Origin of the sequence: Burkholderia oklahomensis C6786, from assembly GCF_000959365.1 — a bacterium.
GTDB lineage: Bacteria > Pseudomonadota > Gammaproteobacteria > Burkholderiales > Burkholderiaceae > Burkholderia > Burkholderia oklahomensis.
In genome coordinates this window covers 1,387,547-1,409,266 of the sequence record NZ_CP009555.1, presented here as the reverse complement: position 1 = coordinate 1,409,266, position 21,720 = coordinate 1,387,547, and the positions used below count along the sequence as shown (strand labels likewise).

Here is a 21,720-nt window from a genome sequence, read left to right as displayed (position 1 = left end):
CGACACCGGAATATAGCAACAACGCAACCCGATTCCATCGAATTTGGCAGACAATATTGCCCCTCGAAGGAGGTGTAATGAACAGTTTGCCGACGTCAACCGTCATTTCCGAGGACTCCACTGCAAGATCCGAAGCCTGGCGCGGCTTGCGCGCATCGCTGCCCGTGATGCTCGGCTTCGTTCCGTTCGCGCTCGTGCTGGGCGCGCAGGCGACGCAAAAAGGCTTGAGCGTCGTCGAAGTGCCGCTGATGACCGGCCTGAATTTCGGCGGCGGCTCCGAATTCACCGCGATCCGGCTATGGACGTCGCCGCCGCACATCCTGCTCATCGTCGCGATGTCGTTTCTGGTGAACTGCCGGCACATCCTGATGGGCGCGGCGTTCGCGCCGTATCTCCGGCACCTGTCGCGCAAGCGGACCTTTCCGGCGCTCTTCTTCATGTGCGACGAGAGCTGGGCGATGGCGCTCGCCGACGCGCGGCAGCAATCGCGCAGCCGCATCAGCTTTCCGTACTACCTGGGCGTGTCGGCCGGGCTGTACCTCACGTGGGTCGCGTGCACCGCGCTCGGCGCGGCATTGGGGCCCACGATCGGCGACGTCGAGCAATACGGCTTCGACATGGCGTTCACCGCGGTCTTCCTCGTGCTGCTCCGGGGCATGTGGAAAGGCGCGCGCGCGTGCCGTCCGTGGCTCGTCAGCCTCGTCGTCGCGGCGGCGACTGACCTGCTCGTGCCGGGCGCGTGGTACGTCGCGGCGGGCGCGCTCGCCGGCCTCGTCGCCGCCGTCGCCTGGGGAGAGCCTTCATGATCGATGTATCGACGCTGCTGACGATCGTGCTGATGGCCTCGTCCACTTACCTGAGCCGGATTCTCGGCTACGTCGTGCTGCGCAATCGCACGCTGAGCCCGCGCATGCTGTCGGTGATGGAGAATGTGCCGGGATGCGTGCTGGTGTCGGTGATCGCGCCGGCGTTCGTCTCGGACAAGCCGGCCAATTTGCTCGCGCTGGCGATTACGCTGCTCGCGGCAACCCGCCTGTCGATTCTGCCGACCGTGATCATTGGCGTCGTGTCGACCGGCTTGTTGCGGCATCTGCTCGGTCAGTAACTGAACATGGACAACCGCCGAAACGCGATGCAAGACTGCTGGGTCGACACCGGACGGGGGCGCTTGTTCGTGCGGCGCTGGCCCGCGCCGCACCATGCGGACGCGCCCGACGGCCTGCCGCCCATCGTCCTGCTTCACGATTCGCTCGGCTGCGTGCACCTGTGGCGGACGTTTCCGAAAGCGCTGGCCGAATGCACGGGACGGCGGGTGATCGCCTACGATCGACTCGGCTTCGGGCAGTCCGATCCCCGCGCGGACGCACTCGACGCCGACTTCGTTCGCGACGAGGCCCGGCGATTCTTCCCGATGCTGCGCGAACAGCTCGGCTTCGATCGTTTCGTCGCGTTTGGCCATAGCGTCGGCGGCGGCATGGCGGCGCACTGCGCGGCGGCGTATCCGTCGGCGTGCGAAGCGTTGATCACCGAATCCGCTCAGGCGTTCGTCGAAGACAGGACGCGCGCCGGCATCGTCGACGCGCGCGAGCAGTTCAAGCAGCGCGAAACGTTCGAACGTCTGCAGGTGTATCGCGGCGAAACGGCGCGTCGCGCGATGAAGCGGCGCTCGAATCGATGGGCTCGAGCCGTCGCCGCTTGACGAATGCGCCGGCGATCGACGATGTTCGTGCGCTCAGGCTTCGGCCGTCTCGCTCCGTTGCAGCGCTTCCCAATGCGTGACGAGCCGCGCCGCGAGCGCGTCGCTCGCCGGCAGGAACGGCAGCCGCAGCGCGTTGTCGCACCAACCCTGCGCGGCGAGCAGCGCCTTCACGGGCGCAGGATTCGGTTCCGCGAACAGATCGGCGACGAGCGGTTGCAGCGCAACCGCGATCCGTCGCGCGTCGTCGAGCCTGCCTTCGCGCAACAGCGCATGCACGCGCACGTGCCGCGCGGGCAGCACGTGCGCGGCGCTCGCGATCACGCCGTGCGCGCCCGCGCACAGCGCCGCGAAATTCTGGTTGTCGTCGCCGGAGAAGATGCGTAGCGGCGTTTCGTGCACGAGACGCAGCATGCGCTCGAGTGTCCCGCCGCATTCCTTCACGCCGACGACTCGCGCATCGCGCGAGAGCGCCTGAAGCGTGTCGAGCTCGACGTTCACGCCGGTCCGATACGGAATGTTGTAGACGAGCACCGGCAGATCCGCCGCTTCGACGATCGCTTCGATGTGCCGCCGCACGCCGGCCTGCGTTGGCCTCACGTAGACGGGCGGCGTCGCGAGCAGCCCGTCCGGGCGCAGCGACGCGAGTTCGCGCGCGCGCTCGGCGGCCGCGTGCGTCGCGCTCGCCGTCACGCCGAGCACGATCGGAAGATTCGGCGTGGCGTCGCGCAGCGTCGCGAAAATCGCTTCCTGTTCGCTCGCGCGCAGGAGCGCGCCTTCGCCCGTCGTCGCGCCGGCGACGAAGCCCGCGATTCCTTCGGCCGCGTAGTGACGCGCGAGGCGCGCGAGCGCCGGATGGTCGATCTCGCCATCGTGGAACGGCGTGATGATCGGAAGCCAGATACCTTCGAAACGTGATTGCATGTGCATCCTCTAGGTGAAACGGGTGGATGGGAACCGTCCCGCCGGCCGGTGCCGGATCGAGGTATGCGAAAGGTGAGTTAACACGCGGGCATCCCGTCCGGCTGTCGCCTGACGGGACACGACGTCCCCGCATGTTGCAATTGATCTGCATTTCTCGATGTTGCGGATGACGGTGATAGTGCAAGGTTATCAATGAGTTAGTGGTATTGAGGAAATGGGGGGCAATGTCATACAATTGGCCCTCTTTTACTCAAACCGCTTACGCAGGAGTTACACGAACTTGGCTCGTATCAACTTCACCGCCGGGCGCGTGCGCGACTTTCGCTGTCCTCTCGACGCCAAGCAAATCTTTATGTGGGACTCGGGTGCGCCGGGCCTTGGGCTGCGCGCTACCGCTGGCAGCGTGTCTTATGTCTTTCAAGGTCGCATCGCGGGCAACACGGTTCGCACCACAATCGGCGACGCACGCACATGGGATATCGACGGCGCTCGCCAGAAAGCGCGCGAACTTCAGAAACTCATCGACGAGGGTAAAGACCCACGCGTCGAAAAGGCTGCCGCTATCGCGGTCACGCAGGCGCGGCGAGTAGAGTCGCGGCGGCGTCAGGCTACGCTGGATACTGCATGGAAGAGCTATATCGATGCGAATCGTTCCCGCTGGAGCGACCATCACGTTGCGGATCATGAGAAGGTGTCTCATCGTGGCGGCGAAATGAGAAAGCGCGGCCGCAAGCAACCTCGCGTTTGCGGCGCACTGTCGAGTCTACTTGATGTGCCGTTGCCGGACTTGACCGCAGACGTGATTGCCGAGTGGCTAAAGCGTGAGACGGAAAGCCGACCGACTCAAGCTTCGCTCGCATTTCGGTTGCTGCGCGCGTGCCTGAACTGGTGTGCCGAGCAGCATGAATGGTCTGGCCTTGTACCAGAACACGTTTGCCGTACACGTAAGGTGCGTCAGAACGTCCCAAAGGTTCGCGCGAAATCCGATTGCCTCCAGCGAGAACAACTCGCTCCCTGGTTCGACGGTGTGCGACAGATGGCAAACCCTGTCGTCTCTGCGTTCTTGCAGGCGTTGCTTCTTACAGGGGCGCGCCGCGAAGAAATGAACGAGCTCAAATGGACCGACTTGGATTTTCGCTGGAACACGATGATCCTGCGAGACAAGGTGGAAGGCGATCGCACCATTCCCCTGACGCCCTATGTGGGATTGTTGCTCGGCGCTTTGCCTCGCCGCAACGAATGGGTTTTCAGCAGCGTCAAATCGGAATCGGGCCGCTTGCAGGCTCCCGATGATCGGCATCGCATTGTCTTGCGGGCCGCGCATCTCGAAGGACTCACCCTGCATGGGCTGCGCCGCTCGTTCTCGACGCTTACCGAGTGGATCGAGTGTCCCGCGGGCGTCGTCGCGCAAATCATGGGCCACAAGCCAAGCGCCACGGCGGAAAAGCACTACAAGCAGCGCCCGATTGATTTGCTGCGCATGTGGCACACGAAGATCGAAGCATGGATATTGAGTGAAGCGGGTATCACGCTTCCAGCGACACAACAGATGGCGAACGTATGACGCACGATGACGACAACCTTCCAGACATGGAAAACGAACTGGCACGTTTGACGGCCGATGCCGAGGCGGCAATCGAGCAATTGAGATCCAAGGGGCTGCGCGACGCGATGTGTCCGCACGATCGGATTGTCGTTCGTGTAGGTGACGCGAAAACCTGGATCGCGTCGCTTGGAGCGAAGTTACCTGGCATATTGGCTGAGAACTGTTCGCGATCATTCTGCACGTCGGCAGATCCGGATATGTCACAGAACCCGCTGGCGGCGAATACGGCCGAAGTTCGCTCGGTTCGACGATCGACGGTTTCGGTCGCTTGGCAGTTGCGGCTCATCGAGCATTGGCCGGATATCGTGCGCGAGTATGGGCCGTCCGTGGAGGCTCGCGCGTTCATGCGATACATCAAGAAGCACGACGAGTCGGGCGTGATTGTGGCTCATCCTGTCGCCGACGAATTGATGTGGCGTACACAGCTCGGAGACACGAAGATCGTAGGTCTCAAGACGTTCAAAAACGCCGTGGGCTTGCTGCGCAAGCGTGGCTACCTGAAGACGTAGCGCTTTGCGAGGGGAGTGTTCGTGCTCCCCTCGGCATCTTAGGGGCGTCCCGAAGGTGTCCCGAGAGAGTCCCATCTATCGTCCCATTGTCCCGTCTATCGTCCCGAAGTCCCGCCTAGTTACACCGGTTTCCTGAATCTCAATAGAGTCCGTTCGATCGCGCCCGACCGTGCGGCGCCCAATCGGAATCAGGAGATCATCATGGAAATCGGACTTACTACCAATCGCCTTGCTCAACGTCTTGGCTTGCAGCCCGACACGCTTCGCGTCGCGCTTTGTCGTCATGGCTCGTATTTCGGAGTGAAGCCGCTCAAGTTGCCGAACGGTCGTCTCGCGTGGCCACACGATACGATCGAGCGCATCCTCGCTCTGAACAATTCGCCGACAGTCAACTAAAGCGCACCTAGCGATCTTGTTATGGCGCTTCTGACTTCCTTTGATGCGATCAATCCGCGCATGCCGCAAGTTGCATGGCGCGAAGCAATGCTTGGAAAGCTGCCGGCCAAATGGTCGCGCCGCGTTTCGCGCCGCCTCGAAATTCTCGATCGTCAACATCGCGACTGGTATCGCGGAAATGTTTACCTGCGAGAGCACGTTGCGGAGTATGCCGATGCGTTGTTCCCGCTGACCGCGACGCTTTCCGACATACGAGACTGCGCGCGCCGTCGCGCGGCAGACGCACAATCCATCGCTGAACGCCTAAGTAGCATCGACGCGATCATTGATGCACTACGCGCTCTATGCATACGCTGGCATATCGAACCGCCCGCCGTTGATCGTTCCTGCGGTTTTGTCGCCCGTGTAATTGATCCCGGCTGGTGGGCCAGACGGCTACGTCGCATGCACGGCTGCGCGGTCGAAGCGCTCGCAATCCGCCTCGGATTCGTCAATGCGTGTGCCGACAAATACATTAGCGACGAGAACTTGCGCCGCGCGCTGGCCCAAAGTGAGCGCAACGCTCAGATGCTCACGAACACATATGCCGTCAATGACGACGGAGAAATCTTTACGCTCGCGGAACTTGCCGACAAATCCGTTAGCAACCCGGCCATCCGTCGCGGCGAGCTCATGTTGCGCCTTCGCGGTATGGAAGAAGTTGCTGCCGAACACGGTTGCACTTGTGAATTCGCAGTCGTGACGCCACCGAGCCGATTTCATGCGGTACGCGCTAACGGTTCATCCAATCCAAACTATGACGGTGCGACACCGCGTGATACGCATAACTATCTTCAGAAGCAGTGGAGCCGTTGCCGCGCATGGCTGCATCGCCACCAAGTCAGCTTTTATGGGATGAGGACAGTCGAAGCGCATCAGGACGGTACGCCGCACTGGAATTTATTGGTGTTCATCCGCGACCCTGCACACATGAAGCTATGGCGCGCGGCCATTGAGCGCTATTTCCTGTTGAACGACTCGCCGGATGAACAAGGCGCGCGGGCTCACCGTATCCGTTTCGAGCGCATCAAGTCGGAGAAAGGCAGCGCCACTGCTTACATTGCCAAGTACATCTCCAAGCATATCGATGGCAAGGGGATTGAACATGACCTACATGGCGACCCTATCGCGCGAACCACGCAACGCGTGCAGGCATGGGCTAAGCAGTGGGGCATCCGTCAGTTTCAGGCGATAGGCGGCGCTCAAGTGTCCGTTTGGCGGGAACTCCGCCGGATCGCGAAAAGCGCCGTCGCGGACGCGCCCGATGTGCTCAGGCGCGCATGGCTCGCGGCGCAGCGCCAACGACATGTGTCGGGCGAAGAATATAAGCGCGCCGATTACGCAGAGTTCATTCGTGCGTGGGGTGGTCCGTGGATCAAACGGCAAGACGCAACGATCCGGCTACACAAGGAAGCGCAATTCGGTACTGGTCGATATGGCGACGCGCTTGGGCCTCGCATCGCAGGCATCGTCGTGCGAGACGAGTGTGCAGTCGATTCTGAGGGCATCGTCAGCACTATTGATGCCGTTGTCGAAAAGATCGTGCTGAGCGTGCGTCGTCTATGGACGATCGTTAAGCATCGGGCCGCCGAATTTTTGCCCTCTCGGACTCGTGTCAATAACTGTACGCCTGTTTCATTTGCGAAAGCAGATGAAAAATCGCTTACTGATTTAACGATTGATTTAGAGCCTGAACAAAGTAATTCGCTTTCATGCCAATCGCTGTTTATGGCGTCTGATTTAGAAGCGCTAACAGAATGATTTTTGGAGGTGTCGCCAGCAAATGATGCAGGCGGCGATTTTCATGAACGCCTCGTGTATGGCGGCGAGGCGCTCGAACCGAATGCGCAGACGTCTGAAGTTGTGCAGCCACGCGAAGGTGCGCTCGACGACCCACCGGGTCTTGCCGAGGCCGCTGCCGTGGGGCTCACCACGGCGTGCGATCTGCGTGGCGATACCGGCAGCGTGCAAGGGCTTACGATATTTGTCGTGGTCGTAACCGCGATCGGCCTGCACAACGACGGGCTTTGACAGAGGCCTCCCGCGCTTGCCACGAATGGGCGGAATGGCCTCGATCAGAGGCAGCAGTTGGGTGACGTCGTTGCGATTGGCACCCGTGAGGATCAGCGCGAGCGGGATGCCCTGCGCTTCGGTAACGAGATGGTGCTTTGAACCGGGTCGCGCCCGATCGGTGGGATTGGGTCCTGTTTTTGACCCGATCCCACTGCACGAATGGAGGACGAATCGATAACCACACGCGACCAGTCGATGCGATCGGCTGCACGAAGTTTGGCCAGCAATACTTCGTGCAGCCGGTCCCAGACACCCGCCTGTTGCCAGTCGCGCAGTCTGCGCCAGCAGCTCATGCCCGAGCCGCAGCCCATTTCCTGCGGAAGCATTTCCCAGGGAATACCGGATTGCAGCACGAACAGGATGCCGGTCAGCACGGCGCGATCGTCCAGCGGCTTGCGGCCCGGGTATCGCGTACGGCGTGGCTTCGGTGGAGGCAGCAGCGGTTGGATCAGTGACCACAGTTCGTCATCGAGTATCGGTTTGGCCATGGCCTCCTCGTCAGCGAAACAACGAAGAGGTTAACAAAACGCGCGGCGGGTTAACAGCCCCCAAACACTCATTTTGTTAGAGTTTTTTACTCGTGCAATAGCACTTTATTTAACTTGTAGATAATCGATGAAACAAACCACCTCATCCACTGAAAATATTCCGGTCCCACGTATCCTGGTTAATGCTTCGCTTCATACTAGCCTGCATCGTCTCGACGATGAACTTCGGGCGCGGACGCATATCGGCAGCAGCTTCCGAAATCCGGCCGCGACCGATGACTACCGTCGTGCAGCGGAATTGCTGCACGAACTGCAGTCGATGTTGGCGTCGATTGATGCAATGAGCCGCACAGCCGACGAAATAGATATGGAGGGTTATTGAGCCAACATATTTTCAGTACGATCGGCCGGATGCATGTCCGGCTTTCTACCTTAACCATTCGGAAATATAGGAAATGATTATGTGGACCTCACGCAAATTCTCTAATTGGACGATCGATCGCGCCAAAGACATCCTTCGGAAAAGCGAAGCACGGTGCAAGGCGGAACAAGTGAAGTTCGAGAGTATCGAGCAAGCGTCTCAGCGGCTGCGGCGGCATCACGACGAAGTCGCCAATCTTGAAATGTCACTGACCCGCGTGCGAGCCAAGGAGGGGGAGTTCTATACGGTAACCGAGCGACTGGGCGAATTGATGGACGTGAAGCGTGATGAATTGATCGCCTCAGCACGGGAAGGCCGCGAACCAAATTATCAGTCAATCGACGAGGAACTTGAACAGATTAGAAATGTGCTCGGCCAGTATGCCGATGAGCAAGTCAACGTACCCGCCGCTATTGCACGTATTGAAGCGATGGTCGCAACCGAGCGTGAAGAAGCCGAGACAATGCTCCGTGCCGCACAAAAACATGTCCATGTGCAGTATCTCAAGGAATATGAGGCGGCGCGGCGCGCATACACCGACTTCCTGAACAGTCCGGAACTAATTGGCAAGCTGGAGCGCATGGTGGCAATGGGACGTTTGTATTGCGCTTATTTGGATGACGACTATGTTCGTAAAACGGATGGACCGCGCACCGAGTTTCGTCAGCAGGCGAGTGATTATCTCGATGGTCTTCAGAACGCCGGAGGCGGCGGCAAGCTTAACGGTGACCGGATAGATGCGATTGTCCGTGAACACATCGACCGGTTGTCTGAACTAGGAATCGGACCAGTGGACGGAAACGACAGATGCCCGACTCCTGCCGAGGTCCATGTTGCCAGGGTTGTTGCCGCTGAACATGAAGAAGCGCGGATTGACTGAACGTCAATCTACAGAAATCGGTGTTGATCAATCAGCTGTGGATAAGAAGCGCTAACAGAATGATTTTTGGAGGTGTCGCCAGCAAATGATGCAGGCGGCGATTTTCATGAACGCCTCGTGTATGGCGGCGAGGCGCTCGAACCGAATGCGCAGACGTCTGAAGTTGTGCAGCCACGCGAAGGTGCGCTCGACGACCCACCGGGTCTTGCCGAGGCCGCTGCCGTGGGGCTCACCACGGCGTGCGATCTGCGTGGCGATACCGGCAGCGTGCAAGGGCTTACGATATTTGTCGTGGTCGTAACCGCGATCGGCCTGCACAACGACGGGCTTTGACAGAGGCCTCCCGCGCTTGCCACGAATGGGCGGAATGGCCTCGATCAGAGGCAGCAGTTGGGTGACGTCGTTGCGATTGGCACCCGTGAGGATCAGCGCGAGCGGGATGCCCTGCGCTTCGGTAACGAGATGGTGCTTTGAACCGGGTCGCGCCCGATCGGTGGGATTGGGTCCTGTTTTTGACCCGATCCCACTGCACGAATGGAGGACGAATCGATAACCACACGCGACCAGTCGATGCGATCGGCTGCACGAAGTTTGGCCAGCAATACTTCGTGCAGCCGGTCCCAGACACCCGCCTGTTGCCAGTCGCGCAGTCTGCGCCAGCAGCTCATGCCCGAGCCGCAGCCCATTTCCTGCGGAAGCATTTCCCAGGGAATACCGGATTGCAGCACGAACAGGATGCCGGTCAGCACGGCGCGATCGTCCAGCGGCTTGCGGCCCGGGTATCGCGTACGGCGTGGCTTCGGTGGAGGCAGCAGCGGTTGGATCAGTGACCACAGTTCGTCATCGAGTATCGGTTTGGCCATGGCCTCCTCGTCAGCGAAACAACGAAGAGGTTAACAAAATGCGCGGCGGGTTAACAGCCCCCAAACACTCATTTTGTTAGAGTTTTTAAGTCCCATCGCATTCTCTCCATGGGCTGACGCGGGGAGGGTTGAAGCATGTCCGCAGGTATCTTGCCTGCCGCGCGGTCCTCTCCTCGCCTGCGGGCTTCGCTTAGCTGGGCACTTTCAATGCGCCTTGCCGCTAGACCCTCTGGTCCTTGTGGCTTGGGTTTCCTGGGGGTTTTTTGAGTGCGGATGTTGTGCGTTTTGATGCACCTGCGTGCGGATCGATGCACCCGTTCCGACCGCGCGCTTCTAGAGGAAGCGGGCGATCAGCACCCTATTGGGGGCCCATTGCTTGATCACACTCGGCAATGATGTAGTCTGGTACTGAGTCGTATCTATGAGGGTTAAGCTGCATGATGTACTCGTTCTCAATATGGAATGACTCATTGATGTATTTCTTGATGATGTCGTTTTCATGATTGTCATTATTCGCGACACGAAACAGCTGAAGCTTCTCGTATCCGTTTTTCGCGGCAGCGTACGCCTTATTTATAGCTGACTTGTCAAGCACCAATGCCAGCAGCTTCTGGTATTCGAACGACGGCAGTTTGGTTTGAATCGCGGCTGTCGTACTAGCGAGTTCCAGTTCGGTCATGGGCCGTTCGTCTTCATTTTCCTTGACGGTCGGAGCCGGCTTCTTGTGTAGAAGGCTCGATATTAGTTGATACTCAAGTCCTCTATTGTTCAAAATTTCATAGTGCCTTCGAAGATAGATCGTTTTAATGATGTCATTATCGAGTGATTTAATATTTTCATCGCAAATTTGAGTAAAGGTGAGTAGGTCACTCTTCTTTACATCGAGTTCGGTCACGACTCCTCCCTTAGAGCTCAGAAAGCTTGCCACCGGTGTTGGCTGAAAAGTGCGGCTCAGACTCTTGACCATATCGATGACCGGTTCAATGTCATGCGTTAGCATCAGGACCGTCTTTTCGCGAAGGCTGTCTTTGCCGCGAAATAGCATCTCTAAAATCGCAAACTTCTTATTTTTGTCAAAGGACGATATCGGATCATCAAGGACGACAAGGTCAGGATTCTTCATGAGGCACTCGTACATAAAAAGGACGATTGAAAAGGCATTTCTCTCGCCGTAACTCAAGTGGCGAGTGCCGTTTGCGATGTGCTCTGAAAATTCAAGGTGTTTTAGCTTCATCTTGTAAGACTCGGCCTCTGGCTGAATGTCGACAAGGTATTTGTAGCCGGCGTAGCGAAGGAAGCTATTAATTTCAAACTTATGCTTATTTATTGCGGTTTCAATGCTCTTCTTTTGCTTGTTGATTTCTCCCTGTAGCTGACCCGCCTTGGTCAGGACCGAATCCAAGGATTGATTTGCTTGATCGACGATCGCTTTCGTGTCATCGGAATTCAAAGTCTTCAATAGAGATAAGTCAATTTTAAGAGACGTAATACGATTTTTAATCTCGTCGACGTCGCGCAATGAAAAAAAGGAAATAGATTTTAAATCTTGTAATTTCTCAATCAGTGTGTCAATTTCGCCTTTAAGGTTGGTCAGGCATAGTATTTCTTCTTTTTTTAGCTCTGTCTTGTTCTTGAGGATCCTGTCGATGTTTTCGAAGGTTTCTTTGCTGAAATATTTTCCTAGCCTGCCGACCACCGCCAGCAGAGCATTCAGGTGCTCTATCGACTTGGCCTCGTACTCTTTGCTCACGGCGAGTATGGTTTCCTTTTTTTCTCCTGTCGGCGACGCGCAATATGGGCATTCGGAAGCAAGATCAAGAAATTCATTACCTTTGATTTGCCAGCCAATCCATTTAACATTTGCTTCGCTTTTAATGAAACTTGTATATGGCACCAAGCTGGCTGGTATGTGTTCGAGCTTGTTGCCGCCGCCGATGGCCTTGGCAATTCGTCCGGCTTTGGAAAAGCCTGCTTGAGACTTTCCAAAATCATCGCTTAGTTCAGTAAGGTCGCGCAAGACTTGCTCAATGCCTTCATTTTTTTTGAATGTGTCTTTTATCTCGGATATAAGAATTTCAATATCGGCCATCTTCTTGTCATAGTCGGTATTTTTGATGAAGATATCGAAGCTGTTTTTTACAACCTCGTCCTGCATGAAGACAAATTGATCAACGTATTCCTCATTGAAAACGAATACCGTCTTAAATTGATCGGCGCCGGTCACCTTCGGAACCGATGTGGCGCCAGTTTTTGCCCCCCGATGCTTGAACGGCGTCAGTTGAGGTAGATCGGCGCCACCGAGGGTGGAGAGTTCGATAGCCTTTGCGATGGTGCTTTTGCCAGTTCCATTGGGGCCGTACTTTATGTTGAGTCTACCCAAGGCTAGCGAAATTTTGGCGCTATCAATGCTATTGCAATTTTCGATGGTAATTTCCATTTTTGGCTCGAGAGAAAGAGGCACAGGTTCTAGCGCAAGTTAGACGGCACATTTGATGCGTTCGCGGAAACCCTTCGAGGTGATAGCGCCTGAACGAGATGCTTGGCAACGGGTGATTCGGGGCTTTGAGTCGCTTTGCTTGGCTTAAGGGCTGAAGAGCAGACTCCTCCAGACACAAGATCCGGGTGAAAGGAATACGTTGCCGGACTGATGCGCTCTGACGTACGCTTGTCGTCTACGTACGCCGCCAGTGATCTAGTCGACGATGGCTATACGCACATCCCACGAACTGTGGCGTCCTGAGGGGATTGGGCGACGCCCTGGAAACGACTGTGCGAGGACGACAAGTTGCGAGATGTGGCCTAGGTCGAAGCGTCGCCAATCGGGGATTCCGCCGTTGTTGCTTTGTCCGCCAGTCTGGTAGGCGAGTAATTGCTTGACCCCGTTTAAGACGCCATAGACATGAGGTTCTGCAACTCGATGAAGGCCGTTATAATAAAACTCTATTAACTTCTTATCGGCGATTGCCCTCAGTATTGCGCTTTCCATATAGCCCCCGTTTCCAGCCCGACCATCCGCAGAGTGCGGCCTCTTTGTAGGCGATGTTTGTTATCGCCATATCTTGTATTTAATTTAGGCGGTAAACAGGGATGAATCCAGAACGTATCTTCGTGCTGGTACGCCACGTGAACACTTGATCTACGAATCGAGGGGCTGGGGAAGCATAGTGAAAAGGCAATTCGGGTGGGCTTGGATGGCCTTGATTGATCTTGTTTAGCCTTGGTTTTGCAGTTTGCGAGTCTCGCGAGGCATTGATTTATAAGGGGTCGTTGTGCGCTGGTAGAACTCCGAAGGCAGTGCTCGGCTCAACCCGCTTTGGCATCCACGTGGACATCGCTGCGCATTGTTTGGCCTCCGCCCTATCTGTCCGCTAAAAGGAACGATTTTTGTGCGCGTACGTGTTCCGGCTACTCAGGCCCAATCGGCGCGAGGTATGTCGCGTGCGAGGGGGCGAATTTGTTGCGCGCTTTGGTTATGTTGTCCGGCAGCATCGACTCGCGATCAGTGCGACGGCGGGAGCTTCGGCGTCTTGTGCAGCGCTTCCCAATACCCGTAAATGCTGTCCGGGGCGACATCGAAACGGCGCAACCACGCTTCGCTTGCTACGGTCGTGTTCAGAAGCGGCGCCGTGCTGTTGAGCGTGCCGCTCTGTAAGCAACTGACTGTCTCGGCCACAATCGGGCGCAATGTGTGGTTCAGGAGCACGTAGGCAACGGGCGGCTCTGGCGGTATCCCTTTCTCCTTCGGAACCCCGGCAGCAGGTTCCACGCCCGCCTGAATGATGAGGCCCCCCTCGCCGAACGAAGTTTTGTGGAACCAATCCGGCGGAAGCATCAGGCTGTTCGCGCCACCTACGCGGCGAACGAGGTCGGCACCAAGCGCCGTTAGCCAATCAACGGTCTTGATTTTATCGACCATGCGCATCGTGTCGTAACCCATCGGATCGCCAACATCGATCCCAGGGCCGTACTTTCGTGCCCAAAAATACTCGCTCGCTTCATTCGGCCGGCGTCCCATCGGCGGGACATTCACCGCATACCCGGCGTGCCCGTGAACGGTCGGCACGGCCGCCGCAAACTCCGCGAACAGCGCCTCGAACGTGCCGGGGCACGTTTGCAGGAACCGGCGCGGCACGCTGAACGTGACCACATCGAGGCCAGCTCCGGCTTGCCAGTCTTCGAAGCAGAACGTGGAGAACTCGAAAAATCCAGTCGCGAGTTTGTTGTCGGCGCTGGTCGTCGAGGACACAAGAAGCTGGCTACTCGACAATTCCTTTGCCAAGCGAGGGAATCCACGAGCCTTGTCGAAAGCGACCGGCTTCTTCCCTTCCTCATAGAACCAGTGCATTAGGCCATTCTTGGGCGGCTCCGCGTCGACCGCTTTCGCGAATGCCTTCGCGAAGTCGTCGATCGCCGCCATATACCGTTCGTAGCACCGCACGAGCGCTTCGCGCACGGGTTCGGTATGCCCACCTGTGAAATAGAGTACGCCGCGCACCACTAGGGCCGCGCCAACGATACCTTTTTGATAGGCAGGCTCGAACAGGCCAAACGGCAGGGTGTCTTGTCGGTGCGGGTCATTGGCCCACGCTACCAATTCGTCTTTCGTCATGATCTTCAGGGGAAAGCAATGCCCGGAACTCCCGGGGGCAACGGCGGCATCCCAAACGGTCCGGAGCGGGCCGTCCCGCCGGCGTTATCGCCGAACACGTCCTCGGCCTCGGAGTGCGTTTGCGCCGATTGCGCCGGCTTTGCCTGCGGCTCTTCATCGCCGCAGCCGCAATCGGCGCGCTCAACCGCGGCGTACTTGCTGTCGCTGCCCGCGATTCGCTTGTATGCCAGTTCTTGACCTTTGCCGAAGTCATCATCGAACTTCATCTCGACAACCGCCTTGATGTTCGATTGTACGGGCGGTTGAGATGGGTCATTCACGATCACCACATCCGGACGGCGGACTTGATCGAGCCCCGCCTTTTTGCCCTTGACGTAGCCGCCAATCCCGCCGGGCCACTTGTCCCGAATCCAGTCCAGCAGGGAGTTGTGTGGCGTCAACGGATCGTTGTCCGACATGATCGGCACCGGAGGGGCAGGGGGCTTGGGGCTCATGTCGTATGCCACTTCAGGCACATATTCCGTTGGCTTCCCGGTCAACACCCTCGATGTTTCGTTCGCGAAATTCAGGCGTTGCGCAACGCACTTCTGGCGCAAGATTCTGGTCCCGCCGCGCGTCGCGACACCGATTCGACCACATTTGCACATGAGGCTGCAGAGCACTTTTCTGTCTTCTGCCGACATGCCGCTTTTGGCGCCTACGACGGTAGTTTGTCCGTCGCCGGTTCTCATGCCTCCGGCTGCGGTTCCACCCGAATACCCGCTCATGCTTCGTTCCCGGACGGGAGCTCCGTGTCCGGATGGTTGAACGTGAGCGACGATGCCTGATGGCTGTTCAGCCAGTCTGTATAGCCGCTGGCGTCCGTTGTGCCTTGGATCGTTCCGCCGTCTGCGGACGTGACGGTGTACGCGTGATTCGGGATCGGCTGGCGCGTCTCGTCGTCGACGAGCTGGAACCGGCCGCGATACGGCCCGTTCTGCGGCACGATCGGCTGTGGGATAACGCTTTTGCCGCCGCCAACCGGACTACCCTGGCCAGCCGTAGGCGCGACTGTCGCGACACCTTGCGACGCGATCAGCGTCGCGCCGCATGCCGTTTTGTCGCCGTCGGTCGCAATCGGGCGATCGCCGAACGTCATGTTCAACTCGCGCTTCACGCTCACGATCGGGAAAATTCCGCCGCAGCGCGGGCACGTCACCATATCGCCGAGCAGAGCAATCGCTTTGCCGTGGACGGTGTTTGCCGTGTTGCAGCCGACGACTCGGCCGCCGTGAGTCGTTGTGTCGCCTTCGCAGATGAATGCAAATCCCATTTGAGCGCTCCCGCCGAAAACAGTTGGCGGCGAATGTAGCACGTGCTGTTGACGGGCAACTATCCTGTCAGGGCTGACAGGTTCAGGCGCAGGCTGGAGAAAATAATGGCGACACGTCCCAGCACGATTAGACGTTTGAGCGTGGACGTACCCAAATCACGTGATGCTGTTTGGATTGTTATAGGTCTTGCAATCGGGTACTTGCCGTCGTTGAACAAAGCAAAATGGACGGCTTTTAAGCTTGCGGGGATGGGCGGTTCGACGTGCGCGGGAGAAACCCGCCTTACGGCGGGTTTCGTCGGTTAGCTGGCGAAGTACTTGGCTACCGCGATCGCCACGGCAATAATGCTGCCAGACCAAACAAAGGGCATCCAACGTGCCTCGAGATTCAGCTTCTGCGTTTCCGCCATCAGCTTGGCAATCTCGGCTTCGGTTTTAAGAATGTCCAAGGTTTTATCCAATGCGTTCGTCCTCGAAGGGTGTCGGGTTGCGCGGCGACGCGCTGTCCGTAAACAAGAAATACGAACCCTTTTTCGGATCACTTCGTAACCCTCGCATCGTACACGAAGCGGGAAGATCTCTCTGGACAGCCACGCAGCAGGCGCACCACCAGACACATGCTCTGCCGCGTGGCCGAGCAGTGTCTGGCGCGGAGATTTACGACTCAGTGTATTGATGAGGCCGGTTGACTGCCGTGATCGCGTCTGTATAAAGCGCTGTCACGTCCGTCAGCGTGTGATACATGAGTTCGAAAATGAAGGTGGCGTCGTCGGCCTCGATCGTGGCGTCGGAGCTTGCGATAAATCGCGTCAAGCCCGTGAGCCACATCATTCGCCGGTTCGCTTCCTCGAAGATCGCGTCGGTGCTCGCAATCGTGCTCATCCACAAAACCCGCCGGCCTTCCGTCGACGGAAGCGGCAAGAGTTCCGATAGCTTCGGAATAATGGGAGTGCTGCCGGAGGCGTTGGCTTTCTTGTTCGTTTTTGCCATGTTGCCCCCGTCAGCGCCTTGATTGCCGATTGCGCGAACTGACGCCGAGTGCGGCGAGCAGGCGCTGCTGCACGCGGCCCAAGAGCCCGGCGACGAACGCTTCGCTGCTAGCCTGGATCCGGTGGCGCTCGAAATCACCTTCTTCCGCAATTGCCGTGAGTTCATTCGCGAGAGCGCCGACTTGAGTCGCCGCGTAATCACGAAGTCGCACTGCACCTTTGAGATCGATCCATTCGTCGGCGCCGGTCGCACCGAGGTCGACGAAGAGCTGAAGTTCGGCAGGTACGCCTGTATCGAGCGGCGGCGCGTTATCGAATCCTTCGATCACGGCGGTTCGAATGTAACTACTCATCGTGCGCGGCCTCCGTTCACGAGATTCGATCGAAGGTACGCCGGAGTGGCGAGCAACGCCGTGTCGGCCGTATCGAATGCCAATGAACTGAAGTAGCGGGCGAACACATCGCACAAGGCGGCGTGGACAGTGGATTGAGTGATGCGGCACGGCTGCCCAGTACGGGCGAGCGAAGGGAATGGACGCATTGCGCGGCCTCCTGTTGCGGGTTGAAGAACCCGGCTCCCCGCTTCCAAACGGGGTGGCCGGGCACATGGCAAGGTTGGAAGACCGGTGCAACAGGACCCGGCGAGCGCAAGCGCTCCCTCACCAAGGCCCGACCATAGAAGGCGCTTAGTGTGCGGACGCAAAAAACCGCGCTCAGGCGGTTGTCCGCCTGTTGCAATTTCCGGCTTCCAACCCGGGTCGCTTCTGTTTCAGCGACGTTTGCAAGAATACCGTGCGTCGGCATTCGGCGCAAATGGCTGTGGCCGCCAACGCGAAGCATCCCGCCTTCAACGTGTCGGTCCCGATCGATTCGCATCGACCGCGCCATGATTTCCAGTGCTTAACCGAGCATGTAGGTACGGAGCGTTGCTCGCTTGGCAATGGGATTGTCTGTGGTGGCCCCCGGGTTTCAGCGTGCCGGTTTGCCGGCAATCATTTGCTTACGCACGCGTTACATAGAAGGCGCGAATCAGCGGGCACGCGGAGACCAGATTCGTATCCAACTGATCCAAAAGGGATTTTTGGGTCGGTTTAAGCGGTCTGCGCGGACACGACGTCCCCGTCAGTCGGGGAGTCGTTTTTTGAGGTTCAGCCCGGCCATGCGCGCGCACGCCGCAAGCGCGACGGGCAACGACAGCGAACGCGAGTGAATGGCGACGAACATGGCTGAACAAAAAATGGGCTGAGCGGCGATCTTAGCATCATCGTGCGGGCGACGGCGAGAGGTTGCGGCATGGCGGCGCACGTCGCGCGGTTCGGTTCGTGCGTCGTGCGCGGTAGGTTCGTCGTTTCGCGAGAAGCGGCGGGGGATTGCGGCCCATCCCACTGCCGACGAGTTGATGCCGCGAACACAACTCGGCGGCACGAAGATCGCCTGCATAAACCAGAACACGCTGCAAGCCTGGACGACGGCCGAACCGCCGAATCTTCGCCGCCCGCCTCGCCAAATCAGCATTCGCGCATCGCTATCCACGACAGATTGGCTCGCATCGCGGCGTTCGCCGCTAAAATCGTCGCTTACCAAAACCTGACAAACCGCCACCGAACCACCCCAAACCACCAGCGGAGCACCAACGATGAAGCACAACCAAGGGATCGGCCGCCGGCTCTTCGCCGGCATCGCCGCGGCGATGCTCGTGACGGCCGCGCACGCCGACACGGCGCTGCTGAACGTCTCCTACGACGTCACGCGCGAGCTGTACAAGGACATCAACGCGAGCTTCATCGCCGCGTACAAGCAGAAGACGGGCGAGGCGGTGTCGATCCGTCAGTCGCACGGCGCGTCGAGCGCGCAGGCGCTGTCGGTGCTGCAGGGGCTGCAGGCGGATGTCGTGACGATGAACCAGCCGAACGACATCGATCTCCTCGCCGAGCGCGGCCAGCTGCTGCCGAAGGACTGGCGCGCGCGCTTCCCGAACAACAGCTCGCCGTACTCGACGACGATGGTGTTCCTCGTGCGCCACGGCAATCCGAAGCAGATCAAGGACTGGAGCGATCTCGCGAAGCCGGGCGTGCAGGTGATCATCGCGAATCCGAAGACGTCGGGCAACGGCCGCTACGCGTATCTCGCCGCGTGGGGCTATCAGAAGCTGAAGGGCGCGACCGATCAGCAGGCGCTCGACTTCGAGAAGGCGATCTTCCGCAACGTGCCGGTGCTCGACTCCGGCGGCCGCGGCGCGACGACGACGTTCACGCAGCGCGGGATCGGCGACGTGCTCGTCACGTTCGAGAACGAGGTCGCGCTGATCGACACGGGCGCGGCGGGCGCGAGCTTCGACGCCGTCTATCCGTCGGCGAGCATCCTCGCGGAGCCGCCCGTCGCGATCGTCGACAAGGTCGTCGACAAGAAGGGCACGCGCAAAGAGGCGCAGGCGTATCTCGAGTATCTTTACTCGCCCGCCGCGCAGGAGATCGTCGCGCGGCACCATCTGCGTCCGCGCGATCCGAACGTGCTGAAGAAGCACGCGAGCGAATTCAAGCCGCTCAAGACGTTCAGCGTCGAGCAGATCTTCGGCAATTGGGCGAACGCGCAGAAGACGCATTTCGCCGACGGCGGCACGTTCGACAAGATCATCGTCGATCGCAAGTAAGCGCGTCGGCCGGTCGGCCGTTCGGACGCGCCGTGCGGCATCCGCGCGGATCGGGAATCGCCGCGCGGCCGGTTCATGGTTTTCCGGCCGGTTGCCGCCTGCATTATCCTTTCGGAAATTCACGGGCGCATTCCATTCAATCGGAATGCGCCCGTTTTTGTTTTCATTCTCCGATTCGGATGCCGAATTCGTCCGCGCGCTTCGGCATTTTCCGATAAGCGTTCCGTTGGCGGGATCGCGCTTTGATCGCAACTCGCCGAGCTGCGGATCCTCGATGTTCGCCGATTCTCCGTGCGCGCGACGGATGCCCATATGTTGAGATGCGCGTCGTGTGCGCCGCATCTCGCTCGTCGCGCGGGATTGCCTTCCGGCAAGAGGCGAATCCGGCCGGATTTATCCTTTTTCAATCGATTAATCAATGGTCGAAATGAGGGTTGACGCGCCATTTTTTCATAATTACGATGCGAAAAAATTGAGTAAATCAATTGAGACAATATCGAGGAAGGCGTTGCATCGTAATGCCTTACGTCTTGAAATAAATAGAAAGCGAAAATGAAAAGATCGATGGATGGAGGGAGCGCCGGATCGGCGGAATGGCGCCGCAGGATGTCGGCGGCGGCGGTCGTCGCGACGATGCTGCTGGCACTGGGAGGGTGTGGCGACGATCTGCAGAGCACCACGACGCCCGCGCAGCTCGATCAACCGTACACGGACACGACCGCCTACTCGCCGAAGGCGGGCGACGGGCTTCCCGCGTCGCAGGTCTCCGAGCGCGCCGCGGTGATGAGCCATCAGTGGTCGTCGAACGGCGCGTCGGTCGATTACCTGACCACGACAGGGCATCTGACGGCCTACGATCCGAACGGCAACGCGGAAGCGACGATGTCGTACGTCGCGTATACCGTGCCGAGCCAGAACGGTTCGCCGCGGCCCGTCACCTTCTTCTACAACGGCGGGCCCGGTTCGTCGTCGGTGTGGCTGCGGCTCGGTTCGTTCGCGCCGACGCGCGTCGCGACGCCCGATCCGCTGATGACGAACTGGCCGAATTTCCCGCTCGTCGACAACCCGGAAAGCCTGATCGCGACCACCGACATGGTGTTCATCGATCCGCCCGGCACCGGCCTGTCGGAGGCCGTCCAGCCGAACACGAACCAGACGTTCTGGGGCGCGGACGCCGACGTCAAGGTGATGCGCGACTTCATTCGCCGCTATCTGTCCGTCAACGGCCGCAGCGGATCGCCGATCTACCTGTACGGCGAATCGTACGGCACGCCGCGCACGGACATGCTCGCGCTCGCGCTCGAATCGGCGGGCGTGCAGCTGACGGGCATCGTGCTGCAGTCGTCGATCCTGAACTACATGGCGGCGAGCGGGGATCAGGCGGTCGGCACCTTCCCGTCGTACGCGCAGGTGGCGGCGTACTTCAACCAGGTGTCGCCGTCGCCGACGAATCTGGGCGCGTATGCGCAGCGCATTCAGGATTTCGCGACCGCGCAGTACACGCCGATCGTGCATTACGCGACGGCCTCGTCGCCGGTGTCGCCGGACGGCGGCACGCTCGCGGCATGGTCGACGCAAACGAGCATGACAACCGCATCGCTCAATGCGTACTTCCAGTATTTCTACGACACCGAGGCTTCGCCCGGTCAGACGACGCTCGTGCCGGGCTACACGATCGGCCGCTACGACGGCCGCGTGTCGCTGCCGAACGGCGATCCGCGTCTGGCGAGCGACGACGATCCGTCCGACATCCTGATCTCGCAGCCGTTCACGACGGCGCTGGCGTCGCAGATGCCGAACTATCTTGGCTACACCGCGCCGAACGCGACGTATCAGACGCTGAATCCCGACATCATCGGCGCGTGGAACTTCAGCCATGCGGGCCAGCCGTATCCGGACACGATTCCGGATCTGCTCGCCGCGCTGCAGCTGAATCCGAAGCTGAAGGTGCTGTCGTCGAACGGCTATCATGATCTCGCGACGCCGTATTTCGAAACGGAAAAGGAGCTCGCGCGGCTGCAGACGGTGTCCGGCCTCGCTCCGAACCTGCAGGTCACGTTCTATCAGGGCGGCCACATGATCTACCTCGACGATGCCGCGAGGCCGCAGATGAAGTCGGATCTTGTCGCGTTCTACCAGAACCAGCCCGTGGGGAACGCGCTGACGCTCGCGGCGCTGCCGTCGCCGTGGCCCGACGAGAGCCCGGCCAATACGCCGACGGCGAAAATCGCGCGGGCCGCCGCGGCCCGCTGAGTTTGCGGCGAG

The 21,720-nt window shown here is 59.0% G+C and carries 21 protein-coding genes and 1 pseudogene; 11 read left to right on the top strand and 11 right to left on the bottom strand.

Features of this window, described 5'->3' with window-relative positions; all coding sequences use genetic code 11:
* Positions 1 to 77 precede the first annotated feature (77 nt).
* The 3 genes and pseudogenes from BG90_RS06235 to BG90_RS06225 form a co-directional block, all read left to right on the top strand.
* Positions 78 to 806, top strand: coding sequence for an AzlC family ABC transporter permease (locus tag BG90_RS06235; RefSeq protein ID WP_025989608.1), 729 nt, complete (start codon positions 78 to 80; stop codon positions 804 to 806).
* Positions 803 to 1,105: an AzlD family protein gene (locus tag BG90_RS06230; RefSeq protein ID WP_010101218.1), complete on the top strand. Its 303-nt coding sequence runs from the start codon at positions 803 to 805 to the stop codon at positions 1,103 to 1,105. Before BG90_RS06235 ends, BG90_RS06230 begins: the two co-directional genes overlap by 4 nt.
* 6 nt (positions 1,106 to 1,111) lie before the next feature.
* Positions 1,112 to 1,678, top strand: a pseudogene (locus BG90_RS06225) (alpha/beta fold hydrolase); the annotation flags it as partial.
* Positions 1,679 to 1,732: 54 nt separating this feature from the next.
* On the opposite strand, the gene dapA reads toward BG90_RS06225, so the two are convergent.
* Positions 1,733 to 2,620, bottom strand: coding sequence for a 4-hydroxy-tetrahydrodipicolinate synthase (dapA, locus tag BG90_RS06220; protein ID WP_010113580.1), 888 nt, complete (start codon positions 2,618 to 2,620; stop codon positions 1,733 to 1,735).
* Between the two features lie 280 nt (positions 2,621 to 2,900).
* Between dapA and BG90_RS06215 the strand changes: the two genes are divergently transcribed.
* The 4 genes from BG90_RS06215 (at position 2,901) to BG90_RS32025 (ending at position 6,931) form a co-directional block, all read left to right on the top strand.
* Positions 2,901 to 4,184: a tyrosine-type recombinase/integrase gene (locus tag BG90_RS06215; protein WP_025989609.1), complete on the top strand. Its 1,284-nt coding sequence runs from the start codon at positions 2,901 to 2,903 to the stop codon at positions 4,182 to 4,184.
* Positions 4,181 to 4,735, top strand: a complete 555-nt coding sequence (locus BG90_RS34755) for a hypothetical protein (RefSeq protein ID WP_124072311.1) — start codon at positions 4,181 to 4,183, stop codon at positions 4,733 to 4,735. The genes BG90_RS06215 and BG90_RS34755 overlap by 4 nt, the downstream gene beginning before the upstream one ends.
* A gap of 201 nt (positions 4,736 to 4,936) precedes the next feature.
* Positions 4,937 to 5,131: a hypothetical protein gene (locus BG90_RS06205; protein WP_004545945.1), complete on the top strand. Its 195-nt coding sequence runs from the start codon at positions 4,937 to 4,939 to the stop codon at positions 5,129 to 5,131.
* 21 nt (positions 5,132 to 5,152) lie between these two features.
* Positions 5,153 to 6,931 (top strand): replication endonuclease, encoded by a 1,779-nt coding sequence (locus BG90_RS32025; RefSeq protein WP_082094590.1) that lies wholly within the window; start codon positions 5,153 to 5,155, stop codon positions 6,929 to 6,931.
* On the opposite strand, the gene BG90_RS32020 is transcribed toward BG90_RS32025, so the two are convergent.
* Positions 6,920 to 7,731, bottom strand: a protein-coding gene (locus tag BG90_RS32020; RefSeq protein WP_181911577.1) for an IS5 family transposase whose coding sequence is annotated in 2 segments (ribosomal slippage) — positions 6,920 to 7,383 and positions 7,383 to 7,731 — 813 coding nt in all. Because the reading frame shifts where the segments join, the coding sequence is not laid out codon by codon here. The genes BG90_RS32025 and BG90_RS32020 overlap by 12 nt on opposite strands.
* Positions 7,732 to 7,858: 127 nt before the next feature.
* Between BG90_RS32020 and BG90_RS34750 the strand changes: the two genes are divergently transcribed.
* Together BG90_RS34750 and BG90_RS34745 are read left to right on the top strand one after the other, a co-directional pair.
* Positions 7,859 to 8,113: a hypothetical protein gene (locus BG90_RS34750; RefSeq protein ID WP_124072310.1), complete on the top strand. Its 255-nt coding sequence runs from the start codon at positions 7,859 to 7,861 to the stop codon at positions 8,111 to 8,113.
* A gap of 73 nt (positions 8,114 to 8,186) precedes the next feature.
* Complete coding sequence (locus BG90_RS34745; RefSeq protein ID WP_010122315.1) at positions 8,187 to 9,032, top strand: hypothetical protein; 846 nt, start codon at positions 8,187 to 8,189, stop codon at positions 9,030 to 9,032.
* 51 nt (positions 9,033 to 9,083) lie between these two features.
* On the opposite strand, the gene BG90_RS32015 is transcribed toward BG90_RS34745, so the two are convergent.
* The 9 genes from BG90_RS32015 to BG90_RS37230 form a co-directional block, all read right to left on the bottom strand.
* A protein-coding gene (locus BG90_RS32015) for an IS5 family transposase (RefSeq protein ID WP_181911577.1) occupies positions 9,084 to 9,895 on the bottom strand; the annotation gives its coding sequence in 2 pieces (ribosomal slippage) (positions 9,084 to 9,547 and positions 9,547 to 9,895; 813 coding nt in all).
* Positions 9,896 to 10,253: 358 nt separating this feature from the next.
* Positions 10,254 to 12,332, bottom strand: a complete 2,079-nt coding sequence (locus tag BG90_RS06180; protein WP_038801907.1) for an AAA family ATPase — start codon at positions 12,330 to 12,332, stop codon at positions 10,254 to 10,256.
* A 1,062-nt stretch (positions 12,333 to 13,394) separates the two neighbouring features.
* Complete coding sequence (locus tag BG90_RS06175) at positions 13,395 to 14,504, bottom strand: type VI immunity family protein (protein WP_025989611.1); 1,110 nt, start codon at positions 14,502 to 14,504, stop codon at positions 13,395 to 13,397.
* Between the two features lie 5 nt (positions 14,505 to 14,509).
* Positions 14,510 to 15,271 (bottom strand): VRR-NUC domain-containing protein, encoded by a 762-nt coding sequence (locus BG90_RS06170; RefSeq protein WP_025404550.1) that lies wholly within the window; start codon positions 15,269 to 15,271, stop codon positions 14,510 to 14,512.
* The gene (locus tag BG90_RS06165) at positions 15,268 to 15,816 is read right to left on the bottom strand and encodes a PAAR domain-containing protein (RefSeq protein WP_010113596.1); all 549 of its coding nucleotides are present in this window, start codon (positions 15,814 to 15,816) and stop codon (positions 15,268 to 15,270) included. The genes BG90_RS06170 and BG90_RS06165 overlap by 4 nt, the downstream gene beginning before the upstream one ends.
* A 302-nt stretch (positions 15,817 to 16,118) precedes the next feature.
* The gene (locus tag BG90_RS36635; protein WP_004543938.1) at positions 16,119 to 16,277 is read right to left on the bottom strand and encodes a hypothetical protein; all 159 of its coding nucleotides are present in this window, start codon (positions 16,275 to 16,277) and stop codon (positions 16,119 to 16,121) included.
* A 196-nt stretch (positions 16,278 to 16,473) separates the two neighbouring features.
* Positions 16,474 to 16,806 carry a hypothetical protein gene (locus BG90_RS06155; RefSeq protein ID WP_232288854.1) on the bottom strand — a complete coding sequence of 111 codons (333 nt, stop codon included), beginning with the start codon at positions 16,804 to 16,806 and terminating at the stop codon, positions 16,474 to 16,476.
* A gap of 10 nt (positions 16,807 to 16,816) precedes the next feature.
* A complete protein-coding gene (locus BG90_RS06150; protein ID WP_025404549.1) occupies positions 16,817 to 17,158 on the bottom strand; it encodes a hypothetical protein in 342 nt (113 codons plus the stop codon).
* 769 nt (positions 17,159 to 17,927) lie between these two features.
* A complete protein-coding gene (locus tag BG90_RS37230; RefSeq protein ID WP_232288855.1) occupies positions 17,928 to 18,452 on the bottom strand; it encodes a hypothetical protein in 525 nt (174 codons plus the stop codon).
* Here BG90_RS37230 and BG90_RS06140 point away from each other — a divergent pair.
* Positions 18,442 to 19,455, top strand: coding sequence for a sulfate ABC transporter substrate-binding protein (locus tag BG90_RS06140; RefSeq protein ID WP_010101225.1), 1,014 nt, complete (start codon positions 18,442 to 18,444; stop codon positions 19,453 to 19,455). The genes BG90_RS37230 and BG90_RS06140 overlap by 11 nt on opposite strands.
* Before the next feature lie 552 nt (positions 19,456 to 20,007).
* A complete protein-coding gene (locus BG90_RS06135) occupies positions 20,008 to 21,708 on the top strand; it encodes a S10 family serine carboxypeptidase-like protein (RefSeq protein ID WP_025989613.1) in 1,701 nt (566 codons plus the stop codon).
* Positions 21,709 to 21,720 lie beyond the last annotated feature (12 nt).